Source organism: Trinickia sp. Z7 (genome assembly GCF_056498045.1).
Window position 1 is genome coordinate 208734 of record NZ_JAUEQW010000007.1, and the last position, 22467, is coordinate 231200.

Here is a 22467-nt window from a genome sequence, read left to right on the forward strand (position 1 = left end):
GCGATTTTTCTTTTGAAGGTCGGGCTAGGGGCCCCGCCCGTCGTGTTCCGGCACGACATCATGCGCGAGCGCAGCGAGCAGAGGGTGACGCAGCGACTTGAAGCCCTCGCTGCGGATTTCCGAAAAATGCACGAACAGATCTTCGCCCCCATCTCATTCTTTAGCGCCGGCATATGTCGTAGCTTGATTGAAGTCAATACCACCGTTCAAGGCGGGCTCACACTACGTGCAACGTATCGACTGCTCCGGGTGCTGGACGAAGATGGCGAGAGGTTCGGCGATAAAGCATCGTTCCGATCGGGAAATCACCCGGTGCCGCCCGCGCGAGCGCGCCTGCAATGCGCCCGACGACAAAGCGACGCGAGCCGAATGGCGCCGCATGGAACTGGCGCTGCGGCGCGCCGTAACCTATCCGCATCCCGCTGGCTGCGTCGTTCGCATCGAAACGCATATCTCCGTGGTTTATCTCGTAGGACGATACGCCTACAAAATCTGCAAGCCGGTCAACTTAGGCTTTGTCGACTTCACGACGCGAGCAGCGCGATACCGCAGTTGCCGGGATGCACTGCGGCTGAACCGCCGCCTTGCCGCTTCGCTCTATCTTGGCGTGGCGCCGATCGTGCGCATCAGGCGTACGTTCAGGGTGGGCGCCGAAGGCGCGCCGGTCGATCACGCGTTGAAAATGCGCCGCTTCGATGAACGCGATACGCTGTCCGCGCTGCTTGCGCGTGGCGCACTGCGCACGGCCCATATCGACCGTGTCGCAGCGCGCCTTGCATCGTTTCACGCCGCCGCCTCGCGTCATGCGCCGAGCGACTCACTGGGCTCGGCCAAGCAAGTTTGCGAGCAGGTGGATGAGGTACTCGCCTCGCTCGAGCGCAATCCGTCGGTCACCGTTCCTCATGGCGCGGCCAACTGGTGCCGCAACGAGATCGTTCGACTAAAGGCGCATATCGATAGCCGCAGGAACGAGGGATTCGTACGCGAATGTCACGGCGACTTGCACCTCGATAACATGGTGAGTCGAAACGATGACGTCGCAATCTTCGATTGCATCGAGTTCAGCGATGCGTTGCGTTGGATCGATATCACGGCGGACATCGCCTTCGTCGTGATGGATCTACTGGCTCGAGAGCGGGGCGATTTGGCGACGCGCTTTTTGAACGATTGGGTGACTTCGACCGGAGACTTCTCAGGGCTGGCGGCGCTGAGGCTGTACGTCGTATACAGGGCACTCGTGCGAATGCTGGTGACGGCCTTGAAGACACACGGCAGGGCGGGCGACATCGACGCTATGTCTTCGCTTGGCAACTATTCGCGCCTCGTGGACCGTCTCGTCGAGCCGCCGAAGACGTTCCTCATCCTTTGCCATGGCTTTTCGGGATCAGGCAAATCCGTGGCGAGCGAAGCATTCACGCGGCATATCGGCGCGATTCGCCTTAGTAGCGATGTGGAGCGAAAACGCGACGAGCGGGGGATCCTCACATTTCCGAAGGTACACGGCACGCGTTCCTGCACGTACACGCGGAAAGCGATCGACGCGAACTACGCACAACTCCGCGCGACCGCGGACGCACTCCTCTCGGCCGGCTTTCCGGTCGTGGTCGACGCGAGTTTTCTGAATCGAGCGCATCGTGCTTCCTTTATCGAGCTTGCCGCTTTCCTCGCTATTCCCGTTTTCATCGCCGATTTCCGCGCAGATGTCGCCGTGCTGGTCGAACGCTTGAACCGGCGAGCAACGCATGCCGAGGAGCCGTCGGACGCCGATGAAAGTGTTCTGAGACAACAGTTGATCGAAGGCGATCCGCTCACCAGCGACGAGTTGGCGCAGACGGTCTCGATAGAAACCGACGTTCCCGTCGACGCCTTTGAACGTCGCGCGTTTTGGCATCCCCTTCTCGAGCGCCTGGGCGCGTCGCGTGGATGGCTGGCCCGATACGGAACGATGCAGCCGCATGCTTGAGTGCACGCCGCCACCCGATCGTCCGCGTTCGCTCGGTCTCAGCCTTACTGCCCAGGCGACATGAGAGCGCGAGTCATCGCACCGCGCTCGCGTCTTAGCGCCATGATGAGGACCGCCGCAAGCCCATAAGACGCAGCGACGAAGAAGTAGATGTATCGCAAGCCCACCGCATCGCTCAGCCAGCCGCCGAGCGCAATGCCCGACACCGACGCGAGCTGGGTCGTGCTTTGCGCGACACCCAGGACATACCCTTGGCGGGCGACGCCCGCCGCTTTCGAGATCACCGACATCAGCACCGGTGTCGTCGCCCCGAGCAGAGCGCCCCACACGAAATGAATCGCGACGAACGCGCCGACTTGGCGTGTTAGCGCCGCACCGAGCGCGAGCGCGGCACAGGCCAGCGCGACGAACGTCATGCGCTGCAGCGACTCGACTAGCGCGCGGCATTCGAAATAGCGCGCCCAAAGCGCCGCCGATGCGGCGAACCCCAGCGACAGCATGCCGTAACAAAGGCCCACCACCCAGTTGCCGACGTTGAAGGTTGAACTGACGTAGAGTGAAAACGGTGTCTGCGCGAGCATACGGCTTACCAACAACATCCCGACGATACCGAGCAAGCCCGGTATCGGGGCCGATCGCCACGTCAACGCCGAACCGTCCACATCCGCGCGCTTCGCCTCAGATGCCGCCGGGACAGCGCGGCGTACATGATCGCTCGGCAGCATCACCGCCACCGCCATCGCGCAGCCCATGCACAGGAGCGCCGCGCCGATATTGATCCAGAAGAAAGTCGCATGATCGAGGATCAAGCCGCCCGATACCGCACCGGCCAACGAGCCAAGATTGGTCGATACCTGCAGATACGCAAATAGCCGAGCTCTGCGCGAAGGCGCCACGATCGCGACGCCATAGGTCTGCGCCGGCGCGATGTACCCCGCACACGCGCCCTGTACGCACCGCAACGCGAGAATCGTCCAGACGTCCGCTGCCCAGGCCAGCGCAAACTGAGTCAGCGACAACCCTAGCAACGCCCGAATCATCATCAGCTTGTGCCCCGTGCGGTCGCCAACCCGCCCCCAGAACGCACTCGTCAGCATGATGCCGAGCATCGGCCCGACATAGACGGCAACGCCCGCAATAGCAAACTGCAGCGATGATGTGCTAAGCGCTTTTAGATGGAGCGGCCAGAATGGGCCACTCATCTCCATGGCCCCCATGGAGATGAGCTGAATGGCAAAGAGCACGTGAATCAAGCGCGCTCCGCGGTCCGGCTCGACAGCGGCATGCGTCATCGGTCAGCCCTCGTCACTGACTCGTCGCAACGGATTGGGCAAGTGGTGCTGTAGCCGATAGTCCGAATACTCGCGCAGATGCATCCGCAAGACGGACCGCGTCGGCCACGGCTCGTCCACGAACGCAGCGCGCTCGGTGTTCCAAAGCTCGCGCGAGACACGAGGCGCGAACGCGTCGAAGGCGCGTTCCGTTTCATCGCGCAGAATTTCCCACAACCGGACCGGCGGCAGGTCGTACTCGTGCGTCAGCAGCAGCGCGACTTCATGGAGATGACAGACGAAACACGCGTCTAACACGAACGCACGAACCGGCTCGATATCGTCCGCGAAGACGGTCGGCAAAATGCCCGGATGGACGTAGGGTTCGAGTTGGTGTCCCCGCTGCGCCAATAGCGGCGCATAGGTCCGGCCATCGCCGAAGTCGCGAATCAGCATGCTTTTTGGCATGCCGTCGGCGGAGAACATGACCGAGGCGTTTTGCTGGTGCGCTTCGAGCGCGACGCCGTAGAGCAGATAGATGCCGAGCACAGGATGCGTGACGACGCGCGCATACTCGCGAAACCAAGCCTCGACGACTTCCTTCGTAGCTGGCGCGGCGCTGCGCTTTTCAATGAGCTCGGTGACGAGCGGACGGCCATCCCAGGGCGAATCCGTCAGCAATGCCGCCACCGTGATCGGCAGCAGGCCGTCGGCACGATCGAAGGCTTGTTTGCTCGCACGGAATGCAACCGATAAATGGCGTCCCGCGCTATCTTGCTGGCGCACCGCGTGCCTGTAGTGAAACGCGAGTTCCTCAGGGAAGATTTCGAGCGTCCCGTCGAAGCCGTTTTCATCGGCAAGAATGCGTTGAATCACCGTGCTGATGCGAGGCCCCATATGAATGGACTTCGCCTGAAGGCTGCGCTGTTCGCTCGTCAGCCACAACGCCACCGGCAATTTGATGAACGGCACGGGCCCCGGCAATCGCGGCATCATCGTCCGAAACGACATCGTAGGCCAAGTCTCGACATCGGGGCCCTCCACAATCAGCACACCCTCCTCGATCTGCGTCGCGTAGTCCTCGTGTACGCAGTGCTGCAGATGCCATGCGTGGATCGGCAGCGGCAGCCAGTCCGATTCGTCGAGCCCCCTTTCATTCAGACCGTCTCGCCAGTGGATCCACAACTGCGGGAAGTTCGCCGCAAACCAAGCGTGGACGCTCTCGACATGCGGCATTCGCTCGACATAAGCCATGTCGCCGCGCAATGCGGCGATACGCACGGGGACTCTCGCATTGAACTCGGGCGAAAGCGCGGCGACCTGCTCGGGATCGAGCGCAGGCTTGCTCTTCCACGTCGGATAGAAGGGGTGACCTTCGAGCGAGCCCCATTGATCGAGCAGCACTGCCGCATCGCGCACGGTCATCTGTCGATGCAGATAGCCGGCAAAGCCGCCCACATCGGCCACCTCGATTCGCTCGCGCAGCGCAGCATTCCATGCGTCGCGGTAGATCCGTGCAAGCGCATCGTTTTCGATGCTGTTCGCGATGTCGGCTTTCAGGCGGCTCATGCCTTGCTCGCTCGGTGCGAAGTCAAAGCATGGGGCAAGCAGATCGAGCAGTTGCTCATGACTCGTGAGAGGCGTGCGCACGCCGTTCGATTCGATCAGCGTTAGCGCACCGCGATTGATGAAAGTATCGGCCGGCGCCACCTCGAGGTCGCTAAAGAGCAGCATCGCGTGCCTGCTCCACAGCGGGAACCAGGCCGCACGGCTATCCGGCAAAAAAATGAGCGCGCCCGCGTCAATGATCTTTTCGGCGAATAGGCAGCGAATCAAGCGACGCAATGCATTGCGGTTCGCCGCTTCGCAGGCGCCCTGCCGCCGCTGCGCGTAGAAGGTGTGATCGGGCTGCAATAGCGAAAGAGTGTTTTTCATAGGGCTGCGCATCAAGCTGGCCAAGTTTCGGGAAAGTAATCGAGTGCGGAACCGCGTAGACCATCCATGTAGAACACGTTCCAGCGAAAGACTTCTTCGATGTGAGGCAAGCGCGCATCGAGACGCCGGCCCATTTCGACCAGCAGCGCCAAGCCGTAGGCCACGTCCTCGCGAAAGGCCCGATGCGCCTTGTCGATGACGTAGCCTGGGCCATCGTCGGCGCGAATCAACGGGGCTTCGATCGCGTCATACGCTTGGTTCGAACGCAACACCGACAGCATCGTGCCGGGATCGCGAATCTGCGTGCCGTACGCTTCGATGATTTCGTCTTTTAGCGGCTTGATCGACGACAAATCGATGCCCAAGCGCGCTTGAACCAGTTTGCAGAGGAACTGATTCTCCTCGTCGCTGCGCTCGAGAAAATAGGCGCCGAGCTCGGGGCAATCGCTCCACCAGCGGATCGGCGAGGCAAACGTCTTGTTGTGCCATTGCGCATACGGACCGATCAAGCCATAGATCACCGAACTGTGCATGATGGGGTTGCCCGGGGTCAGCGTGATCTCCAGATAGTTGTCGAGCAGCTCGATGGGCGATGTATAGAGCCTGCGCAACAGGGCGAGCAAGGCGGCGCGCGAGGCGGCGCTTTCGCGGGCGTGCGTCGCGACATATAGCGTGCTTTTTGCGCCGCCCATCCGCACGGATAGGCCGGGTGTCAGATCGAAGGCGATATGCGATACGTCCTTCATGCCCCAGATGACGACATTGCGATGCGACGCAAACGTGCGCTCGGCAAGCCAGTCGAAACCGCAAAACCCCGGGATCGCACCGACATAGACACGCTTGTGCCGCGGGACATGGGCGGCGATGGCGCTCAACATCGACGGCCGAACGTGTGCCGGCACGGTCACGATGACGATGTCGGCATCGGCGAGCACCGTGCCCGCGTCACTCGAAAAAACATCGAGACGCGCGGTGAGGGTCGTGCCATCGGGCATCGTCGCGGCGATACCGTGCTCGCTGTACTGATGGCGCTCGATCGCGTCACGGTTGCTGGTGAGCACCGAAACATGCACGCCGTCGAGTTGCTTGAACAGGACCGCCGCCAGATGCCCGGTCCGGCCCGCGCCGCAAACGGCCACCTTCAGCGGCGCGTGCCGTCTTATGTTTCCCGCCGTCATGCCGCCGCCACCGCATGCAGGCGCGGGAGATCGCGCGGCGCTTCGGCAGAGCCCTCCTGTCCGAACCAGCGGTCGAGCTGGCGCCCTATCTGCGGGTCGAGGAGATTTCGCTCTCGCAGCCAACTCTCGTTGAAGACCGTATGCAGGTACTTCTCGCCACCGTCGGCGACCGCCGCGACGACGTTGCCGCCGATCAGGCCGCTATGAATGAATTCGAGCGCTTTATAAATCACCCCGCCCGTCGAACCGCCGACGAGCAGGCCCGTGCGCCGCGCCATGTGGCGCGCCGTTTCGAACGCCTGCGAGTCCGACACCTGCACGCCCATATCGATGCAGCTGTAATCGAGTACGAGACCGACCGTATCGCCGGCCGGGGTGCCGGTGCCCGACTGATAGTACGGATGACCGGGTTGCCCGAAGACGATCGAACCGTCGGGCTCGACGGCGATCGTCTTGGTTTGCGGATTGTGGACTTTCAGGCCCCGGGCAATGCCTGTCATCGAACCGCCCGTCCCGACGCAGCCGACGTAGGCATCCACGCCGCCGATCTCATTGATGACTTCTCGAACGAACTCGGAATAGCCGCCCGCGTTGGCCGCGTTGTCCGACTGATTCATGAACACCGCGCCGGGAATGTCGCACGCCAATTCGGCCGCCAAGCGCTGGCGCTCGACTACCGCGACTTCGTCTTCACGGTAATCGCCTTCGACATATCGGATCTCGGCGCCGAGCGCACGCATCACGGCGATCTTGTCGGGCGCGGCATGATGATCGACCACGGCGATGAAGCGCAAGCCAAACTCGACGGCGGCAATCGCAAGACCGATCCCGGTATTGCCCGACGACGACTCCACGATCACCCCGCCAGCGCTCAGCCGCCCAGACTTGAGCGCCGCGACGACCATGTTGCGCGCCATGCGGTCCTTGATGCTGCCTCCCGGATTGTTCTTTTCGATCTTGAGCAGCAATTGCGAGTGCTTTTCGGGAATGGACATGCTGAGAATCGGCGTATTGCCGATCAGGTCGGTGACTTTAGTCAAAATCATTCCACTTCTCCATTCGATCGTCAGGTGTGATGTCGATGCCACCCGCCGCGTCGTACGTGAGCGCGACTCGTCGAGGCGCCGGGTGGCGGTGAAATTCGTTTTCGAGCAAATCCATCTGGTAGCCCGCGGTATTGGCATACACGAGCAAATCGCCGGCTTTGGGCCGCGTTGCGAACCGCAGCCAGCGATTCGTGATGACGTCTTCCTCGAGGCAACTGTGTCCCGCAATCCAACCGCGCGTGACCGCCGTATCGTTGGCGTCGTTGGCGTCGTTGGTATGGTTGTCTCCGCCGTGGCTTGCGCGGATGTGGATCGGATCCACCAAGAACTCCGAAGCGAACCACGTTTCGCAAGCGCTGAAGCTGCTGCCTTCGACAAAGATCACGACCTCAGCGGCGCCCCGCGCCTTCACCCGCGCAATACGAAAAATCGAGATCGCCGTTTGATCGGCGAGGCTGCGCCCCGGCTCGATTGCTAGCGCCAACCCTTGCGCCTTCAAATATTGCGCAATCGATCGGCGGCCCGTGCAGGGCGACGCGAGAAAACGGTCCAGCCATGCATCGGGCTCGATCGGTCCGCCGTAGGGATAGAACGATGCCGGCACCTTGCCGTTGCGGTAGTGATCCGCGCTCTGGGTGTCGAGAAACGCGTCGTAAGCATCGCGCTCGACGTACCGAACGGGGAGCCCGCCACCGATATCGATGAGCTTCGGGTCGAGTCCCATAGCCCGCGCCAGATCCACGAAGCGTGTCAGTTCACACACGGCCTTCGCACGCGCTTCGTAGCAATATCCGCTCGAGTGAAAATGGAATCCTTCGAACGAAAACGCCGGCCCACACCGTGCCAAGCGATCGAGGCAAACCCGCAGTTCACCTTCGCCCATGCCGAATCGGCTCGCGCCCGAGGCGCTCGGCCGGTAGCGCAATAGCACGCGAACCGGCCGCCCGGGAGCGATCTCGCGCGCGACGCTTTCGAGATCGCCGAGCTCCTCGATGGAGTCGACCGAGATCAACGCGCCGTTGGCCACCAACGCCATATGAAACACGCGCGTTTTCGCCGGGCCTGTCGCACACAGCCGCGCCGGATCGATTCCGGCACGCAGCGCATCGCGCATTTCGCCGAGACTGGACACGTCCACGCCGATATCGGCATCGACCGCGGCGCGCACGAGGCCCGGCGATTTGTTGACCTTCGCGCCGTACAGAAGGTGGTGATCGACGTCGTAACGACGCAGCACCGCGCGCAACGACTCGACGTTTGCTTCCAACACCTGCGGCAAGACGACGTTAAGCGGCGACCCGTACGTGCGGGTCATCTCGATGAGGCCTTGCGGCGAACGCATCAACCGATCGATGGCGGGGCCTAATATCGGCGGCAACGCTGCGGGTCCCGAGCCGCGCCGAGGTTGGGTTGGGTCGACGGACACGTCACGTAACACGGCAGTCATGGGCTGCACCCGTCAGAAATCGATGGTCGCCGACGCGAACAGCGTCCGCGGCGCACCCAGCGAGATCGTTCCGTAAGACGCCACGCCCGACCAATACTTGCAGTCGAAAGCATTGAGCAGCCCTGCGCGCACGGTAGTCGCCTTGCCATAGACTTGCGTCGCGTAACGCGCGCCGAAATCGAAGGTCGTCCACGACGGCACCGACTGCGTGTTCGCCTGATTCACGTACGTCTGCCCGGTGAAGTTGATGCCGCCGGTCAGCGTCAACCCGCGCAGCCACGGAAAATCCCACTCCCCGCCTACGTTGGCCATCCACTTGGGCACGCCAACGGGCCGATTGCCGCGCGTCGCCGCGCTGTTCGTTTGGGTCAACTCGGCGTCGAGCAGCGTGACCCCGCCCAACACCCGAACGCCTTCGAGCGGCTCGCCGGCCACGGTCAGCTCGAGCCCTTGGTTGCGCTGTTGGCTGTCCACCGTGTAGGCGGCGCCGTATAGCTGACCGCTCGGCTTGGTGATACGGAATGCGGCCAGCGTCGCCATCACGGTCTTGAGATCCACCTTGACGCCCACCTCTTGTTGCCGCGTCTTGTACGGCGCGAAGACCTGCCCCGCATTGGATGCGCTAGCGGGCGCGATGTCCCCCTTGCTCAGTCCTTCCACATAGTTCGCGTACAGGGACACGTCTTGAGCCGGCCTAAAGACCACGGCGGCGAGCGGGGTCAGCGCGCCTTTGTCGTACGACGATGCGCTCGCCCCGGTGGTCGTATTGAAGTTCTCCGACTTCACTTGCTGCTGCCGCACCCCGGCAGTCAGTTGCACGCGCTCGTTCAGCACGCTCAGCGTATCGGCGAGCGCGATACCGGTCAGTTGCGAGGACGAGACCTTCGGCACGCGCGACGGCGTGGCGATATCCTGGGCCGGACTTGCCACCGGCGAATAAAGGCTCGAGAGCACCGCGGCGCCCGAATTGCTCGCCTGCGCGAGACGGTCGCGGTAGAAGCTCGCTTGCAGCGCGACGCGATGCGTGATGGGCCCCGTATCGAAATGCGCTCGCACGCCTGTGTCGGCGCTCCAGCGATTGATCTGAAACGCCCAGTTCTGCGGAATCGAACGCGTATTGCCCGAAGCATCGAGAATCGTCGGCGTCTGGTCCGACAGCCGCGCGACGTCGGTCTTGGCGCCGCCGGCATCGGCAAAGACGGTCACGTTGGGATTCAGGTCGTATTCCGCACGAAGCAACGCCGACTGATCGTACGATTTCCACCAAGACCATGATTGCGTCACGTTACGGCGGCCATCGGCCGCGGAGGGCACGGCAATGCCCGATGCGACGACGAATGGGCGTGTGGGCGCATTCACCCATTGGTACTGCTCGATGACATCGAGCGTCGCGCGCCACTTCTCGCTGCGATAGTCGAGGGCCAATGCGCCGACCTCCGCGCGCGAAGTTTGGCCGTCGAGCGGCGTGCCGCCCTGGCGATGCAGCCCATTGAACCGCACGCCGAACTGGCGATCGCTGCCGAACCGACGGCTGAGGTCGACGTGTCCGCCTACTTGCGAGTCGGAGCCGTAGTCCGCGGTGAAGCGCGTAAGATCTTTGCCGGCCGCACGCTTGGGCACGACGTTCACCACACCGCCCACCCCGCTATTGGGCGACATGCCGTACAACAGTGCAGCGGGCCCTTTGAGCACCTCGACGCGTTCGACGTATTCCGGGAACACGTGATAGTTTGGCGCGACGCCGTACACGCCGTCGAACGCGAACTCGCTGAGATTGCCTTCGTTGATGGGAAAACCGCGAATGTAGAAGGAATCGGTCACGCCGCCCGTCTGCCCGGTGAAGCGAATCGACGAATCGCGATTCAATACATCGGCGAGCGTGACGGCTTCCTGGTCCTCCATGCGCTTCGACGTGTAATGGGTGACGCTGAAGGGAGTGTCCATGACGCTCTCGTTGCCGAGCATGCCGAGACGCCCGCCCGTCGCGACTTGACCGCCTGCGTATGCCTTGGGCAAGACGCGAGGCGAGGCGTCGGCCTTGACGACGACCGCAGGCAACGTGTTTGGCGTTTCGGCGGGTTGCGGCGCCGGTGCCGCGGCGCTGCTTTCTTGCGCAAGCGCGGCGGCATTCGCACTCGACGCCAGCGTGCCGGCAAACGCAAGCGGCATGGCCAATATCACCCGCGCGAAGGAAGGCGCACCGAGCGTGGGATGAGAAGCGCGCGGAACCGCCGGATAGCTTGGCCGAAATGACATAAATGACATGTCCGTCAAAGGATTTTGTTGTTGATGAAAGTTCAGGGAGCGACAACCTTACGTCTAGTTAACACTAATGCAAATGATAATGATTTTCAATACGTAAGACAATTAACCTCTGTGTCCCCATGCCGTGCGTGGTTGCCCTCGACAACACGAACATCGCCTCGAACACGGATACGCCCCCCGCGATCCTCGCCGTGACAAACCGCGTGCCGCGAGCGCACTATTTCGGGCGTCGCGTGTCCTTCGCCACCGCCCTGGCACGTCATTGTCATGGCGGCGCGATGCAGGGCTGCCGCCACCACCCAACAACGGAGGCTCATATGCAATATCTGCTGCTGATCTATTCGGCCGAAGGCCAGTGGGACCAAATGTCCGACAGCGAACGTCAACAAGGCGCCGCCGCGTATGAGGCGTACACGGAATCGTTGAGGAAAGCGGATGCGATCCTTGGCTCGAACCGCCTGCAGCCTTCCAATACGGCCACGACCGTGCGGCTCGTCGACGGCAAGCCGCAAGTGCTCGATGGCCCCTACTCCGACTCCAAGGAGCAGTTGGCCGGCTACTTCCTGATCGAGGCCGCCAACCTCGATGCCGCGATCGCGTGGGCGGCGCGCTGTCCCGGTGCGAGCCACGGCATCATGGAAGTGCGCCCGGTCTGGACCCTGCCCCACGCGGCGAAGAGCGGCGCATGACACCGGCCCACCGCGACGGCGACGCGAACGACACCGCTCGTTCGATCGCGGAAGCGGTGGCGCGGCGCAGCTACGGCAAGCTCGTCGCGCTGCTCGCCATGCGCACGCGCGACGTGGCTGCGGCCGAAGACGCACTCGCCGATGCGTTCGCGGCCGCGTTGGCCGATTGGCCCGCGCGCGGCTGTCCCGCCAATCCCGAGGCGTGGCTGATGACGGTCGCGCGGCGTCGGGCGATCGACGGGGTGCGCCATCGGGTCGTGCGCGACGAATGTGCGAATCAGCTACTGTTGCTCGCCGACGAAATCGACGAGCGCGACCCGGCCGCCTTGCCCGATCGCCGCCTCGCGCTCCTGTTCGCCTGCACGCATCCCGCGCTCGAAGCGGGCATCCGCACGCCGTTGATGCTGCAGGTCGTGCTCGGGATCGACGCAAAGACGATCGCGTCGGCGTTCTTGACCTCGCCGGCGGCCATGACCAAGCGCTTGGCGCGCGCGAAGCACAAAATTCGCGATGCGGGCGTGCCGTTCACCGTGCCCGAACGCGAGGAGTTGCGCGAGCGCGTGTCGGCCGTGCTCGAAGCCGTCTATGCCGTGTTCGCCGAAGGCTGGACGGACCCGGTCGGCGGCGATGCAGTCCGGCAGGATCTCGCGGGTGAAGCGCTGTTTCTCGGGCACCTGTTGGTCGAATTGTTGCCCGACGAGCCCGAAGCGCTGGGCTTGCTCGCGCTGATGCTCTATTCGCACGCGCGGCGCGATGCGCGGCGGGACGAGGCGGGCGATTATGTGCCGTTGTCCGCGCAGGATCCGGCCAAGTGGCATGCCGAGATGATCCATGCGGCCGATGTGTTGCTGCGGCGCGCGAGCGCTTGCAACACGATCGGACGGTTTCAGCTCGAAGCGGCACTGCAGTGCGCACATATCCATCGTTGTCGAACGCGGCGGCCCAACTGGGCCGAAGTGGTTCAGCTCTACGATGCGCTGTTCGCGCTCGCCCCATCGCCGGTCGTCGCCGTGAATCGGGCGCTCGCACTGGGCGAGCGCGATGGCCCCCAAGCGGCGCTCGATGCGCTTGCGGTCTATGCCGACGATGCACGGCTGGCCGACTATCAACCTTATTGGGCCGCGCGCGCCGATTTGCTCGCGCGCGCCGGTGCACGGACCGAAGCGCTCGCGTCGTACGACATCGCGATTGGGCTCTCGAGCGATGCGGCCGTGCGCCGTTATTTGCAGCACAGGCGCGCTCGATCGTCTCTGGCGGAGTGAGCACGCGCAGCAAGGAGCCGGACGCACGGCTGGAGATCGAGTTCCGCCCGCTCTACAGCCGAGCGATCACGTTTTTCAACTTGGCCTGCACCTCCTCGGCTATCGGCGCCAACTGCGCATTGCCGACGCCTTGCATCGATGCCACGGGGTCGACGGCAGCTACTTCTGTCTGGCCGTCTGCCGTCTCCTGAACGATGACATTGCAAGGCAACATCGTGCCGATCTTGTCTTCGACTTCGAGGGCCCGGTGCGCGGAAGCGGGATTGCATGCGCCCAGGATGCGGTAGCGACGAAAGTCGACGCCTATCTTGGCCTTCAGCGTGCTCTGCACGTCGATATCCGTCAGAACGCCGAACCCCTCCTGCTTCAATGCGTCGACGACCAGCTGAACGGCAGCGTCGAAAGGAACGGGCAGCGTCTTTGCGAAGTAATAACTCATTTGGCTCGCCTCCGAATGGTATGAACATGGGGTATGTCGTGCCTCATGCGCGCTGCGACGCGGCCGATCGCCGCTTCGGCGCCCGATAAGCTCGGGGGCAACGCAACAAGGCGCGTGCCCGCGCTAGATTCATGCGCTACCGCACGCAAGGGTGGGCGCCTTCCAGCATCCGCCTGATGCTCCCGGCGCAGCTTGATCCGCCTCAACAAACGACGACGGCGTGCGTTGGCGGCGAAACGGCCAACACGGCTTCGCTTCTCAGCGAATGCTAGACACCGTATCCAAACCCGCCCGCTCTATCGAACTCAACGTTTCATCTTTGTGACGCATTTCGAGCGTTGCCAAGCAAGCGGACACCCGCTCGCGCCAACCGATCCGAAGCGCGCATCGCCCCTTCAACGCACCGAGCCGCGCGCAACGCCGCATGGAATGCATCGCCCGATACCGGCGTGGCCTTCCCGGGCGCAATCGCTTCCCCGCCCAATGTTTCGGCGCCGCAACGCCTAGGCGAGCAAATCGCTCATTCGAAGCGGCTCCATGGCTTACATGCCATGCCGCATGCGGGCTTTGCGCACATGGCATAGGACCTGCTGTCTGCCATCGACAAACGATAGGCGGTCGGTTACCGGCCCGCCTCACGACACCCCCACCGTGAGGAGGCGTGGATGAAATACCTGGTGATTGCATTGCTGAGCAGCCCGTTGCTGCTGGCCTATCAACTCAGGCCGGAAGAGATGCGGCATGCGCTTGGCCAGATCTTGCGCTCGTTGCTCGAGCTCATCACACGTTGATGCGTAACGGGCCTCAGGCCGCAGCGCGCCGAGCCCACGCAACCTCAAGCGCGTGCGATCCGCCAGGGATGTTTCTCCCGATCGCCGAAGCGCACCCGAGTTCAGTATCATTCGATCAATCATCACGCGAACCGAGCACCGTCAATCGGAATGGTCCTGCGAACCCGCGCCGCCGAGCATGCCTCGCGCGACGCTCGCCATCCCGACGCCCTAGGAGAGAGCATGCCGAGCCGCACCCCGACCGCGTTATGGGCCCAGCAATTTCAGCGATCGTCGGGATTGAAGCAGAGTCTGCAGGATCAAATCCGGCAAATGCTCGTCGCCGCGATCCTCGACGGCCAACTCGTGCCCAACGTCGCCCTGCCGTCGAGCCGCGAACTGGCCGATCAATTGGGCGTCGCACGCAACACGGTCGTGCTCGCCTACCAAATGCTCGTCGAAGAAGGCTATTTGATCTCGCGCGAGCGCAGCGGACACTTCGTCAATCCCGAAATGCTGCGCGGCCTGCCACGCTTCGACACCGCAGCGCCCGCCCCATCGAGCGCAGAAAACGGCGAGGCGGCCGGCCGTCCCGTTTGGCGGCAACGCATCGCGCATCCGCCTTCGGCACAGCGCAATATCGTCAAGCCGGCGAATTGGCAGCATTACGAATTTCCGTTCATCTACGGACAGTTCGACCAGTCGCTGTTTCCGACCAACGATTGGCGCGAGTGCTGCATGAAAGCGCTGTCGATCATGGAGATTCGCAATTGGGCGCCCGATTTGATCGAGCGCGACGACGAATCGCTGATCCAGCAAATCCGCACGCGCGTGCTGCCGCGGCGCGGCGTATTCGCGGCGCCCGAGGAAATCATCATCACGAACGGCTGCCAGCAGGCCTTGTACTTGGTGGCCGATTTGCTCTGCGGCAAAGAGACGACCGTCGGTTTCGAGAACCCCGGCTATCCGGATGCGCGCAACATCTTCGAAAACCGCAACGCGCAGTTGCTGCCGCTGCGCGTGGACAGTCAAGGCATCGAGCCCGATGCGCTCGCCGCCTCGCTCGCGCGCTGCGACTATGTGTATGTCACGCCGAGCCATCAATGCCCCACCACCGCGACGATGCCGATCGAGCGACGGCGCGCGCTGCTCGAGTTGGCGCGGCAGCATGACTTCGTCATCGTCGAAGACGATTACGAAAGCGAGAACACCTTCTCTGGCACGCCGCACCCGGCGCTAAAGAGCCTCGATACCGCCGATCGCGTGATCTACGTCGGCAGCCTTTCCAAGACCTTCGCGCCGGGCCTGCGGTTAGGCTATGTCGTCGGCCCGCGCGAGCTGATTCGCGAATTGCGTGCGCTGCGGCGTTTGATGGTGCGGCATCCGGTCGGCTACGTTCAACGCGCGTTCGCGACGTTTCTTGCCCTCGGTCATCACGATGCGCTGTTGCGGCGGCTCGCGCATGCGTACCGAGAGCGCTCGCAGACGCTGATGGCCGCGCTCGACGCGCATCTGCCCGAAGCGCGCTACGTGCCCATCACGGGTGGCGCATCGTCGTGGGTCGAAGGGCCGCAATGGCTCGATGCCGAGCGGCTGGCCGCCGATGCGCAAGCCGTCGGCGTATTGATCGAGCCGGGCAACGTTTTCTTCATGACCGACGATCAGGACGCGCGGCGCTATTTCCGCATGGGATTCTCAGCGATTGCGCAGGATCGGATCGAACCCGGCGTGCGGGCGCTCGCGCAATGCGTGCGCACGCAGCGGCCTGGCGTGTAGCCGGAGCTCGGCGTTCGGCGACCGACCCGCAACACGGCGCGATCGACGACACGCGCGCACACCTACGCGCTTCGCTATGACGCGCGCTGATAGTAGATGTTCTGCGGATGCGCCGCATCGGCGAAGAAGAACCAACGCTCCGCGATGAGCCCCAAATACTGCACCACGAACGCGGCGCCCAACACGAGCGCCGCTGCGCTCGATCTGGGCGCGAGCGCACCCGCGCCGGTCAGCACGAACGGCGCCGCGAACGCGGCCGTCACGAACCCAGCCTTGATCGTCTGCAGCGCACCGGCGCTCTGTCCATGAAAGAACTCACGCGTGTTGAACGCACTCGCCGTGAAGCCGCGCGACTTCTGCTCGACTTTGCCGTGACGAATTCCGGTTGCGCTCTGCACGGTCGATTTCGGCTTCAGGCGCGCATTACGCGCGAGCGAGGCCAAGCGGCTCGCGCAACCGGCGAGCGTCAACACACATGCGCAGGGCGCGAGCAGGACGACGAGCGCCGGCGCCAGCCACGCCGCGCACGCCGTTGCCAACGTGCAACCGGAAGCGCAGCCGAGCAGGATGAAGTTCACGAGCGTAAGCGGACTCGCCCATTCCTGCAGGAAGCGCAAGCAGGCATAGATCATCGCGGTGCAAACGAACAAGACGATGCTCGCCACGGCGGCGGCCAAACCGATTGCAAGCGTATCGCCCCATCCTAGCCAGTGCGCGACGCCGTACACCGTCGCAAGCGATAGAAACGCCGGCAGTGCGATGCATTCGCGCGAGAGCCACGACGTGCGCCACATGGCGATCGCGCGCCAGGCTCGTTCGGGGTGTCCGAGGTGAAAAAACGATGCAAGCAGGCCAAGTGCGCCAAGCACGACCGCGAGCGCAGCGCCGACGACATAGAACGCCGAAGGCACGGTCACGCCCGCGGCAAAGCGCGCAGTGGCTTCGAGCCCGACGAGGGTCAGCAGCAGGCCTTGCGCCGCACCGCAAAGCGTCGTGAGAAAAATAACTGAGAAGGCGGGCCGCATGGGGCGCTCCGTCGATGCTGTTTGAATTGAATGAGCGCGTGAACCTCAACGCTGCACGGCCAGTGCGGCAAGCGCGATTTCGCCGCGTTCGAGTTTCGTTTCGAGCGATGCCTGTTGCGCGCCGGACGCCGCGCCGCCGCAAGTGCTGCCGCAGCCGCATGAAGGCGCGGTGGTGACGCGCGGCAAGTAATGGTTCGACGGCTTCGTATCCCATTCCGGCATGAGCTGATAGCCGCCACGCTCGCTGATCGCGCGCGAGACCTCCGACTGAGGATCGTGGATATCGCCGAACAAGCGTGCCGAAGTCGGGCAGGCCAACACGCACGCCGGCTTGCGATCGCGCTCCGGCAATGCTTCATTGTCGATGCGATCCACGCACAACGTGCATTTGGTCATCTCCTTGCGACCTTCGTCGAGCTCTCGCGCGCCATAGGGACAAGCCCATGCGCAGTACTTGCAGCCGATGCACTTGTCGTAGTCGACCAGCACGATGCCGTCGGACTTGCGCTTATAGCTCGCGCCCGTCGGGCAGACGGGCACGCACGGCGGATCCTCGCAATGCAGGCACGATTTCGGGAAGTGGATCGTGTCGGTCATCGGGAATACGCCTGCTTCATACGTCTGCACGCGATTGAAGAACGTCCCGGACGGATCGTCGTCATAGGGGCGAACATCGGCAAGACTGCCCGCCTCGCCGGACGTGTTCCACTCTTTGCAACTCGTCACGCAAGCGTGGCACCCCACGCAAACGTTCAGGTCGATGACAAGCGCCATCTGCGTCATGATCGGTCTCCTTCTGGATGCGCGGCCTCGCGCGGCGATTCGCTCGTTGTCGGATTGCGGCGAAGTCTCGCCGCGAACTCGCCCTTGCCGGCGAAATACGCCTGTATGCGCTGAAGCACGTGCGTCGAACCGGGCAACGGCTGCATCGGCTCGAATTGCGGCAGCGTCGTCGCGGCATCGGCTTCGGCGCGATAGATACGCACGCGCACGTCGTACCAACCGGCCTGCCCGGTGATGGGATCGGAGTTCGAGATCCGCTCCCCGGCCCGCATGTCGCTCGGCAACTCGTCGGTGATCACGTGGTTCAGCAAGAAGCCGCGTTGAGACTCCCCGGCGCCAGGCGCCAAATTCCACGCGCCGGCCGCCTTGCCGATCGCATTCCAGGTCCAAACGGTGCCGGGCTCGACCGCCTCGCTGTAGCGTGCGCGGCAACGCACCTTGCCCCACGGCGATTCGACGTAGATCCAGCCATCGTCGTCGATCCCGGCTGCAGCGGCCGTCGCGGGATTGACGAATAAATGGTTTTCACCGTGAATCTGCCGCAGCCACGCATTCTGAGAATCCCATGAGTGATACATCGCCATCGGCCGCTGCGTGATCGCCGCGAGTGGATAACGGCCCAGATCGGTCGCATCGAATTCGAGCGGGGGATACCAGAACGGCAGCGGATCGAAATGACGCACGATCCGCTCGCGCAAATGATCGGGCGGCTGCCGCCCGCTCGTCTTACCCTGCGCCGCGAGGCGAAACGTCTGCATCACCTCCGAATAGAGTTGGATGACGATCGGCAAACCGAACTTGCGCATGCCGTTGTCGACCGCCCACTGCATATACGGGCCATTGCAATTGCGCATGTACTGCAGCGCTTCGGGCAACCTGTGGTGGTACACGCAGTTGTTGCTCGCATACTGCTCCCACTGCTTCGGATTGGGCTCGCCGACGACCGCCTTCTCGCCATCCTTGCCGCGCCAGCCGATCAGAAAACCCGTGCCGGAACCGGGCGCCGTCTGGAAATTGACGATGAAGTCCGGATAGTCGCGGAACTTGCGCTTGCCCTCCGGCGTCGTGAACGCGGGCAATTTCAAACGGCTCGCCAGTTCGATCAGCACTTCCTGGAACGGCTTGCACTCGCCCGTCGGCGGCACGACCGGCACCCGCACCGAATCGACGGGCCCGTCGAACTCCGAGATCGGCCGGTCGAGCATCGACATCACATCGTGCCGCTCGAGATAGGTCGTGTCGGGCAGAATCAAATCCGCAAATGCGGTCATCTCCGACTGAAACGCATCGCACACCACGAGGAACGGAATCTTGTATTGGCCGTCCTCGCGCTTATCGACGAGCATCTCGCGCACTTGCCCCGGATTCATCGACGAATTCCACGCCATGTTCGCCATGAAGATCAGCAACGTGTCGATCGGATAAGGATCGCCGCGCCAAGCGTTCGTGATCACCGAATGCATGAGGCCATGCACGGCCAGCGGGTACTCCCATGAAAATGCTTTGTCGATGCGCGCGGGCGAACCGTCCTCGTGCACGAACAGATCCGCGGGCGAAGCGGGCCAGCCCAGCGGCCCCGCGGCAAGCGGGGTATTGGGCTTGATCGACGCCGGATCGTTGGGCGGTTTCGCCGAAGGCGGCGCCGCGCGCGGATACGGCGACTTGTGCCGAAAGCCGCCCGGCCGGTCGATGGTGCCGAGCAGCGACATCAACACGGCCATCGCGCGGATCGTTTGAAACCCGTTCGAATGCGCCGCCAGGCCACGCATCGCATGGAACGCAACCGGCGCACCCTCCACCGTATCGTGCGTCTTGCCCCACGAATCGGTCCACTGGACCGGCAACACGATGCGCTGCTCGCGCGCGACCGTCGCCATCTCGCGTGCGATCCGCACGATCGTTGCAGCCGCGATGCCGGTGATCTGCTCCGCCCATTGCGGGGTGCAGTGGGCAACCTGCTCGCGCAGCAGCGTGAACGACGGTGCAACGGGCGTGCCGTCCTCGAGCGCATAACGGCCCTCGAGCGCGGGTCGCGCGCCCTCGGTGTGATGCAGCACGGCGCGATCGGTGCGCGTATCCCACCACAGGTGATTCTGCGGATAGAGCGCGTTGACTTCGGGCGCGTTCGGGTCGCGCACGAACAACCCGAAGGTATCGCGGTCTTCGCGCAAATCGACGAGTTCGGCCGCGTTCGAGAACCGTTCGACGAACGCGCGATCGTAGGCGTTCTGTTCGATCAACTCGCGGATCAACGCCATGAACAGCGCGCCGTCGGTGCCGGGACGAATCGGGACCCATTCGTCCGCAATCGCGGCGTACCCGGTTCGCACGGGGTTGATGGCGATGAAGCGCCCCCCTGCCCGCTTGAACTTCGACAACGCGATCTTCAACGGATTCGAATGATGATCTTCGGCAGTGCCGATCATGAAGAAGAGCTTGGCCTGATCGAGATCGGGGCCGCCGAATTCCCAAAACGAGCCGCCCATCGTGTAGATCATCCCGGCCGCCATATTGGCCGAGCAAAAACCGCCATGGGCCGCGTAATTCGGCGTGCCGAACTGCTTGGCGAACAAGCCCGTGAGCGCTTGCATCTGGTCGCGGCCCGTGAAGAGCGCGAACTGTTTCGGATCGGTCGCGCGCAAATGCGAAAGCCGTTTCTCCAGCACGTCGAACGCGACCTCCCACGATACCGGCTCGAACCGGGCTTCGCCCCGCTCGGCGCCCGCCTTGCGCATCAACGGCTGCGTGAGCCGCGCGGGCGAATACTGCTTCATGATGCCCGATGCGCCCTTGGCGCAAATCACCCCCTGGTTGAGCGGGTGCTCGGGGTTGCCGTCGATGTAACGCACTTCGCCGTCGCGCAAATGCACGCGAATGCCACAACGGCAGGCGCACATGTAGCACGTCGTCGTCTTGAACTCGAGCTTCTCGTTTTGCGTCCGGGCGTGATGATCCATCGTGCTCCCTCACTCAGCAATGCGGCGCGCGGCCTCGATGAGGCAGCACCCGCAGTGGGATATGGCTATGGTAGGTGCGTCCGCGGCCGGCAAAAAGTTGTATTCGATGATCGAAACTATCGGCCGAAGCGATAGTTCATCGAGGAGGATAGGAGGCCAACTCGTGCTCGTCGACGACACGCTCGCGGCGTCGACGCACGAACAGCGCGTAGGCGAGCAGCAGCATGCCCAGGCTCACGACCCCGAGCCAGAGCGGCTTACGTTGATCGGGTATGAACGCCATGGCGATCAGGATCCCGATCATGCCGGCGATCGAAAGCCAAGTGAGATAAGGGAAGCCCCACATCTTCACGCGAAGGCGGCTCGCCTGAGCGCGATCGAGCCGGCTGCGCAAGCGCAGTTGGGAAAACGCGATCAACACGTAGACGAAAATCGCGACGGTCCCGTACGAGTCGACGAGAAATGCGAACACCGTATCGGGCGAGACGTACGACATGACGACCGATACGTAGCCGAACAGCGTGCCGAGCAAGATCGCGCGCACCGGCACACCGCGCCGGTTGACCTTCGCGAGCGACGCGGGCGCGTCGCCGTTGCGCGTCAAGGCAAACAGCATGCGCGATGCCGCATAGAGCCCCGAATTGAGCGCCGAGAGCACGGCGGTCAGCACGATCGCATTCATGACGTGCGCGGCCGCGGGCAATCCCATCACCTGCAACGCGCTGACATAGGGCGTTGCCATGCGGGCCGAATTCCACGGCACGAGTGCGACCACGAGCGCAACCGAACCTACGTAGAACACGAGCACGCGCGTGATCACCGAGTTGGTGGCCTTGGCCACCGCCCGCGCCGGCTCTTGCGCTTCAGCCGCCGCGATGGTCACGATCTCCGCCCCGAAGTAAAAACCCGTGGCCGCCACCGCCCCGCTCAATACGGGCCCGATGCCGAGCGGCATGAATCCGCCATGACCGAGCAACGTCGGCAGCACGGCGCTCGTGTGCAGCGACGCCGGCCACAAACCGAGCACATAGAGGCCGCCGAGGAACAGGAAGACGATGATCGCCCCGACCTTGATCGACGAAAACCAAAACTCGAACTCGCCGTAACTGCTGACCGAAATCAGGTTCGTCGCCGTGAGCACGACGAGCAGAACGAGGCTGATGAGCCAAGCGGGCGTGTCGGGCAGCCAGAACTGCACGAGCTTGGCGCCCGCCACCGCCTCGAGCGCCACCACGATGACCCAGAAGTACCAGTACATCCAACCGGTCATGAACCCGGCGAGCCTGCCCGGCCCACGCTGGTTCGCGAATGCGAGCCGGGCATATTCGTAGAAGGACCCGACGGCGGGCATCGCGCACGCCATCTCGCCGAGCATGCGCATGACGAGCACGACGAGCACGCCCGTGATCAGGAACGAGAGAATCGCGGCGGGGCCCGTTTGCTGAATCACGACCCCGCTGCCCACGAAGAGCCCTGCTCCAATCACGCCGCCAAGCGCAATCATCGTCATATGACGCTGCTTGAGCCCGCATTTTAGGGTGCTGTTATCCAACGAGGGTTGCATGTCTTCTCCATATCTAGTGATTTAACCGCTGACGAGGCGTAAATACCAAGAGGCAATTGCGGGCGAAATCGCGAGCGCCTTCGAACGCACGCGCAAA

General features: G+C 63.3%; 16 protein-coding genes. 5 read left to right on the plus strand and 11 right to left on the minus strand.

Annotation, left to right across the window (positions count from 1 at the left end; translation table 11 throughout):
• The first annotated feature begins 379 nt into the window (after positions 1-379).
• Positions 380-1963, plus strand: coding sequence for a bifunctional aminoglycoside phosphotransferase/ATP-binding protein (locus tag QQS38_RS14925; protein WP_479646139.1), 1584 nt, complete (start codon positions 380-382; stop codon positions 1961-1963).
• Between the two features lie 44 nt (positions 1964-2007).
• Here the strand turns inward: QQS38_RS14925 and QQS38_RS14930 are convergent, their stop codons facing one another.
• The 6 genes from QQS38_RS14930 to QQS38_RS14955 form a co-directional block, all read right to left on the minus strand.
• Positions 2008-3255: an MFS transporter gene (locus tag QQS38_RS14930; RefSeq protein ID WP_479646140.1), complete on the minus strand. Its 1248-nt coding sequence runs from the start codon at positions 3253-3255 to the stop codon at positions 2008-2010.
• A 3-nt stretch (positions 3256-3258) separates the two neighbouring features.
• Entirely contained in the window at positions 3259-5169 is a 1911-nt protein-coding gene (locus tag QQS38_RS14935; RefSeq protein WP_479646141.1) for an IucA/IucC family protein, read from the minus strand.
• 11 nt (positions 5170-5180) lie between these two features.
• On the minus strand, positions 5181-6347 hold the full coding sequence (locus QQS38_RS14940) for an NAD/NADP octopine/nopaline dehydrogenase family protein (RefSeq protein WP_479646142.1): 1167 nt from the start codon (positions 6345-6347) through the stop codon (positions 5181-5183).
• On the minus strand, positions 6344-7393 hold the full coding sequence (locus tag QQS38_RS14945; RefSeq protein ID WP_479646143.1) for a PLP-dependent cysteine synthase family protein: 1050 nt from the start codon (positions 7391-7393) through the stop codon (positions 6344-6346). Before QQS38_RS14945 ends, QQS38_RS14940 begins: the two co-directional genes overlap by 4 nt.
• A complete protein-coding gene (locus QQS38_RS14950; protein ID WP_479646144.1) occupies positions 7380-8735 on the minus strand; it encodes a Y4yA family PLP-dependent enzyme in 1356 nt (451 codons plus the stop codon). Before QQS38_RS14950 ends, QQS38_RS14945 begins: the two co-directional genes overlap by 14 nt.
• 117 nt (positions 8736-8852) lie before the next feature.
• The gene (locus QQS38_RS14955) at positions 8853-11096 is read right to left on the minus strand and encodes a TonB-dependent receptor (RefSeq protein ID WP_479646145.1); all 2244 of its coding nucleotides are present in this window, start codon (positions 11094-11096) and stop codon (positions 8853-8855) included.
• Positions 11097-11422: 326 nt separating this feature from the next.
• Between QQS38_RS14955 and QQS38_RS14960 the strand changes: the two genes are divergently transcribed.
• Positions 11423-11794 carry a YciI family protein gene (locus QQS38_RS14960; RefSeq protein WP_479646146.1) on the plus strand — a complete coding sequence of 124 codons (372 nt, stop codon included), beginning with the start codon at positions 11423-11425 and terminating at the stop codon, positions 11792-11794.
• Positions 11791-13056: an RNA polymerase sigma factor gene (locus QQS38_RS14965; RefSeq protein WP_479646147.1), complete on the plus strand. Its 1266-nt coding sequence runs from the start codon at positions 11791-11793 to the stop codon at positions 13054-13056. Before QQS38_RS14960 ends, QQS38_RS14965 begins: the two co-directional genes overlap by 4 nt.
• 52 nt (positions 13057-13108) lie before the next feature.
• Here QQS38_RS14965 and QQS38_RS14970 read toward each other — a convergent pair whose 3' ends face one another.
• The gene (locus tag QQS38_RS14970; protein ID WP_479646148.1) at positions 13109-13495 is read right to left on the minus strand and encodes a DUF302 domain-containing protein; all 387 of its coding nucleotides are present in this window, start codon (positions 13493-13495) and stop codon (positions 13109-13111) included.
• Positions 13496-14160: 665 nt separating this feature from the next.
• On the opposite strand from QQS38_RS14970, the gene QQS38_RS14975 reads away from it, so the two are divergent.
• Both QQS38_RS14975 and pdxR read left to right on the plus strand, forming a co-directional pair.
• Positions 14161-14286 (plus strand): hypothetical protein, encoded by a 126-nt coding sequence (locus QQS38_RS14975; protein WP_479646149.1) that lies wholly within the window; start codon positions 14161-14163, stop codon positions 14284-14286.
• 222 nt (positions 14287-14508) lie between these two features.
• A complete protein-coding gene (gene pdxR, locus QQS38_RS14980) occupies positions 14509-16041 on the plus strand; it encodes a MocR-like pyridoxine biosynthesis transcription factor PdxR (protein WP_479646150.1) in 1533 nt (510 codons plus the stop codon).
• Between the two features lie 74 nt (positions 16042-16115).
• Here the strand turns inward: pdxR and QQS38_RS14985 are convergent, their stop codons facing one another.
• The 4 genes from QQS38_RS14985 to QQS38_RS15000 form a co-directional block, all read right to left on the minus strand.
• Positions 16116-17066 carry a dimethyl sulfoxide reductase anchor subunit family protein gene (locus QQS38_RS14985; RefSeq protein WP_479646151.1) on the minus strand — a complete coding sequence of 317 codons (951 nt, stop codon included), beginning with the start codon at positions 17064-17066 and terminating at the stop codon, positions 16116-16118.
• A 45-nt stretch (positions 17067-17111) separates the two neighbouring features.
• Positions 17112-17849, minus strand: a complete 738-nt coding sequence (locus QQS38_RS14990; protein ID WP_479646152.1) for a 4Fe-4S dicluster domain-containing protein — start codon at positions 17847-17849, stop codon at positions 17112-17114.
• Positions 17846-20806 carry a molybdopterin oxidoreductase family protein gene (locus QQS38_RS14995; RefSeq protein ID WP_479646153.1) on the minus strand — a complete coding sequence of 987 codons (2961 nt, stop codon included), beginning with the start codon at positions 20804-20806 and terminating at the stop codon, positions 17846-17848. The genes QQS38_RS14990 and QQS38_RS14995 overlap by 4 nt, the downstream gene beginning before the upstream one ends.
• A 136-nt stretch (positions 20807-20942) precedes the next feature.
• Positions 20943-22370, minus strand: a complete 1428-nt coding sequence (locus tag QQS38_RS15000; protein ID WP_479646154.1) for an amino acid permease — start codon at positions 22368-22370, stop codon at positions 20943-20945.
• Between the last annotated feature and the right edge of the window lie 97 nt (positions 22371-22467).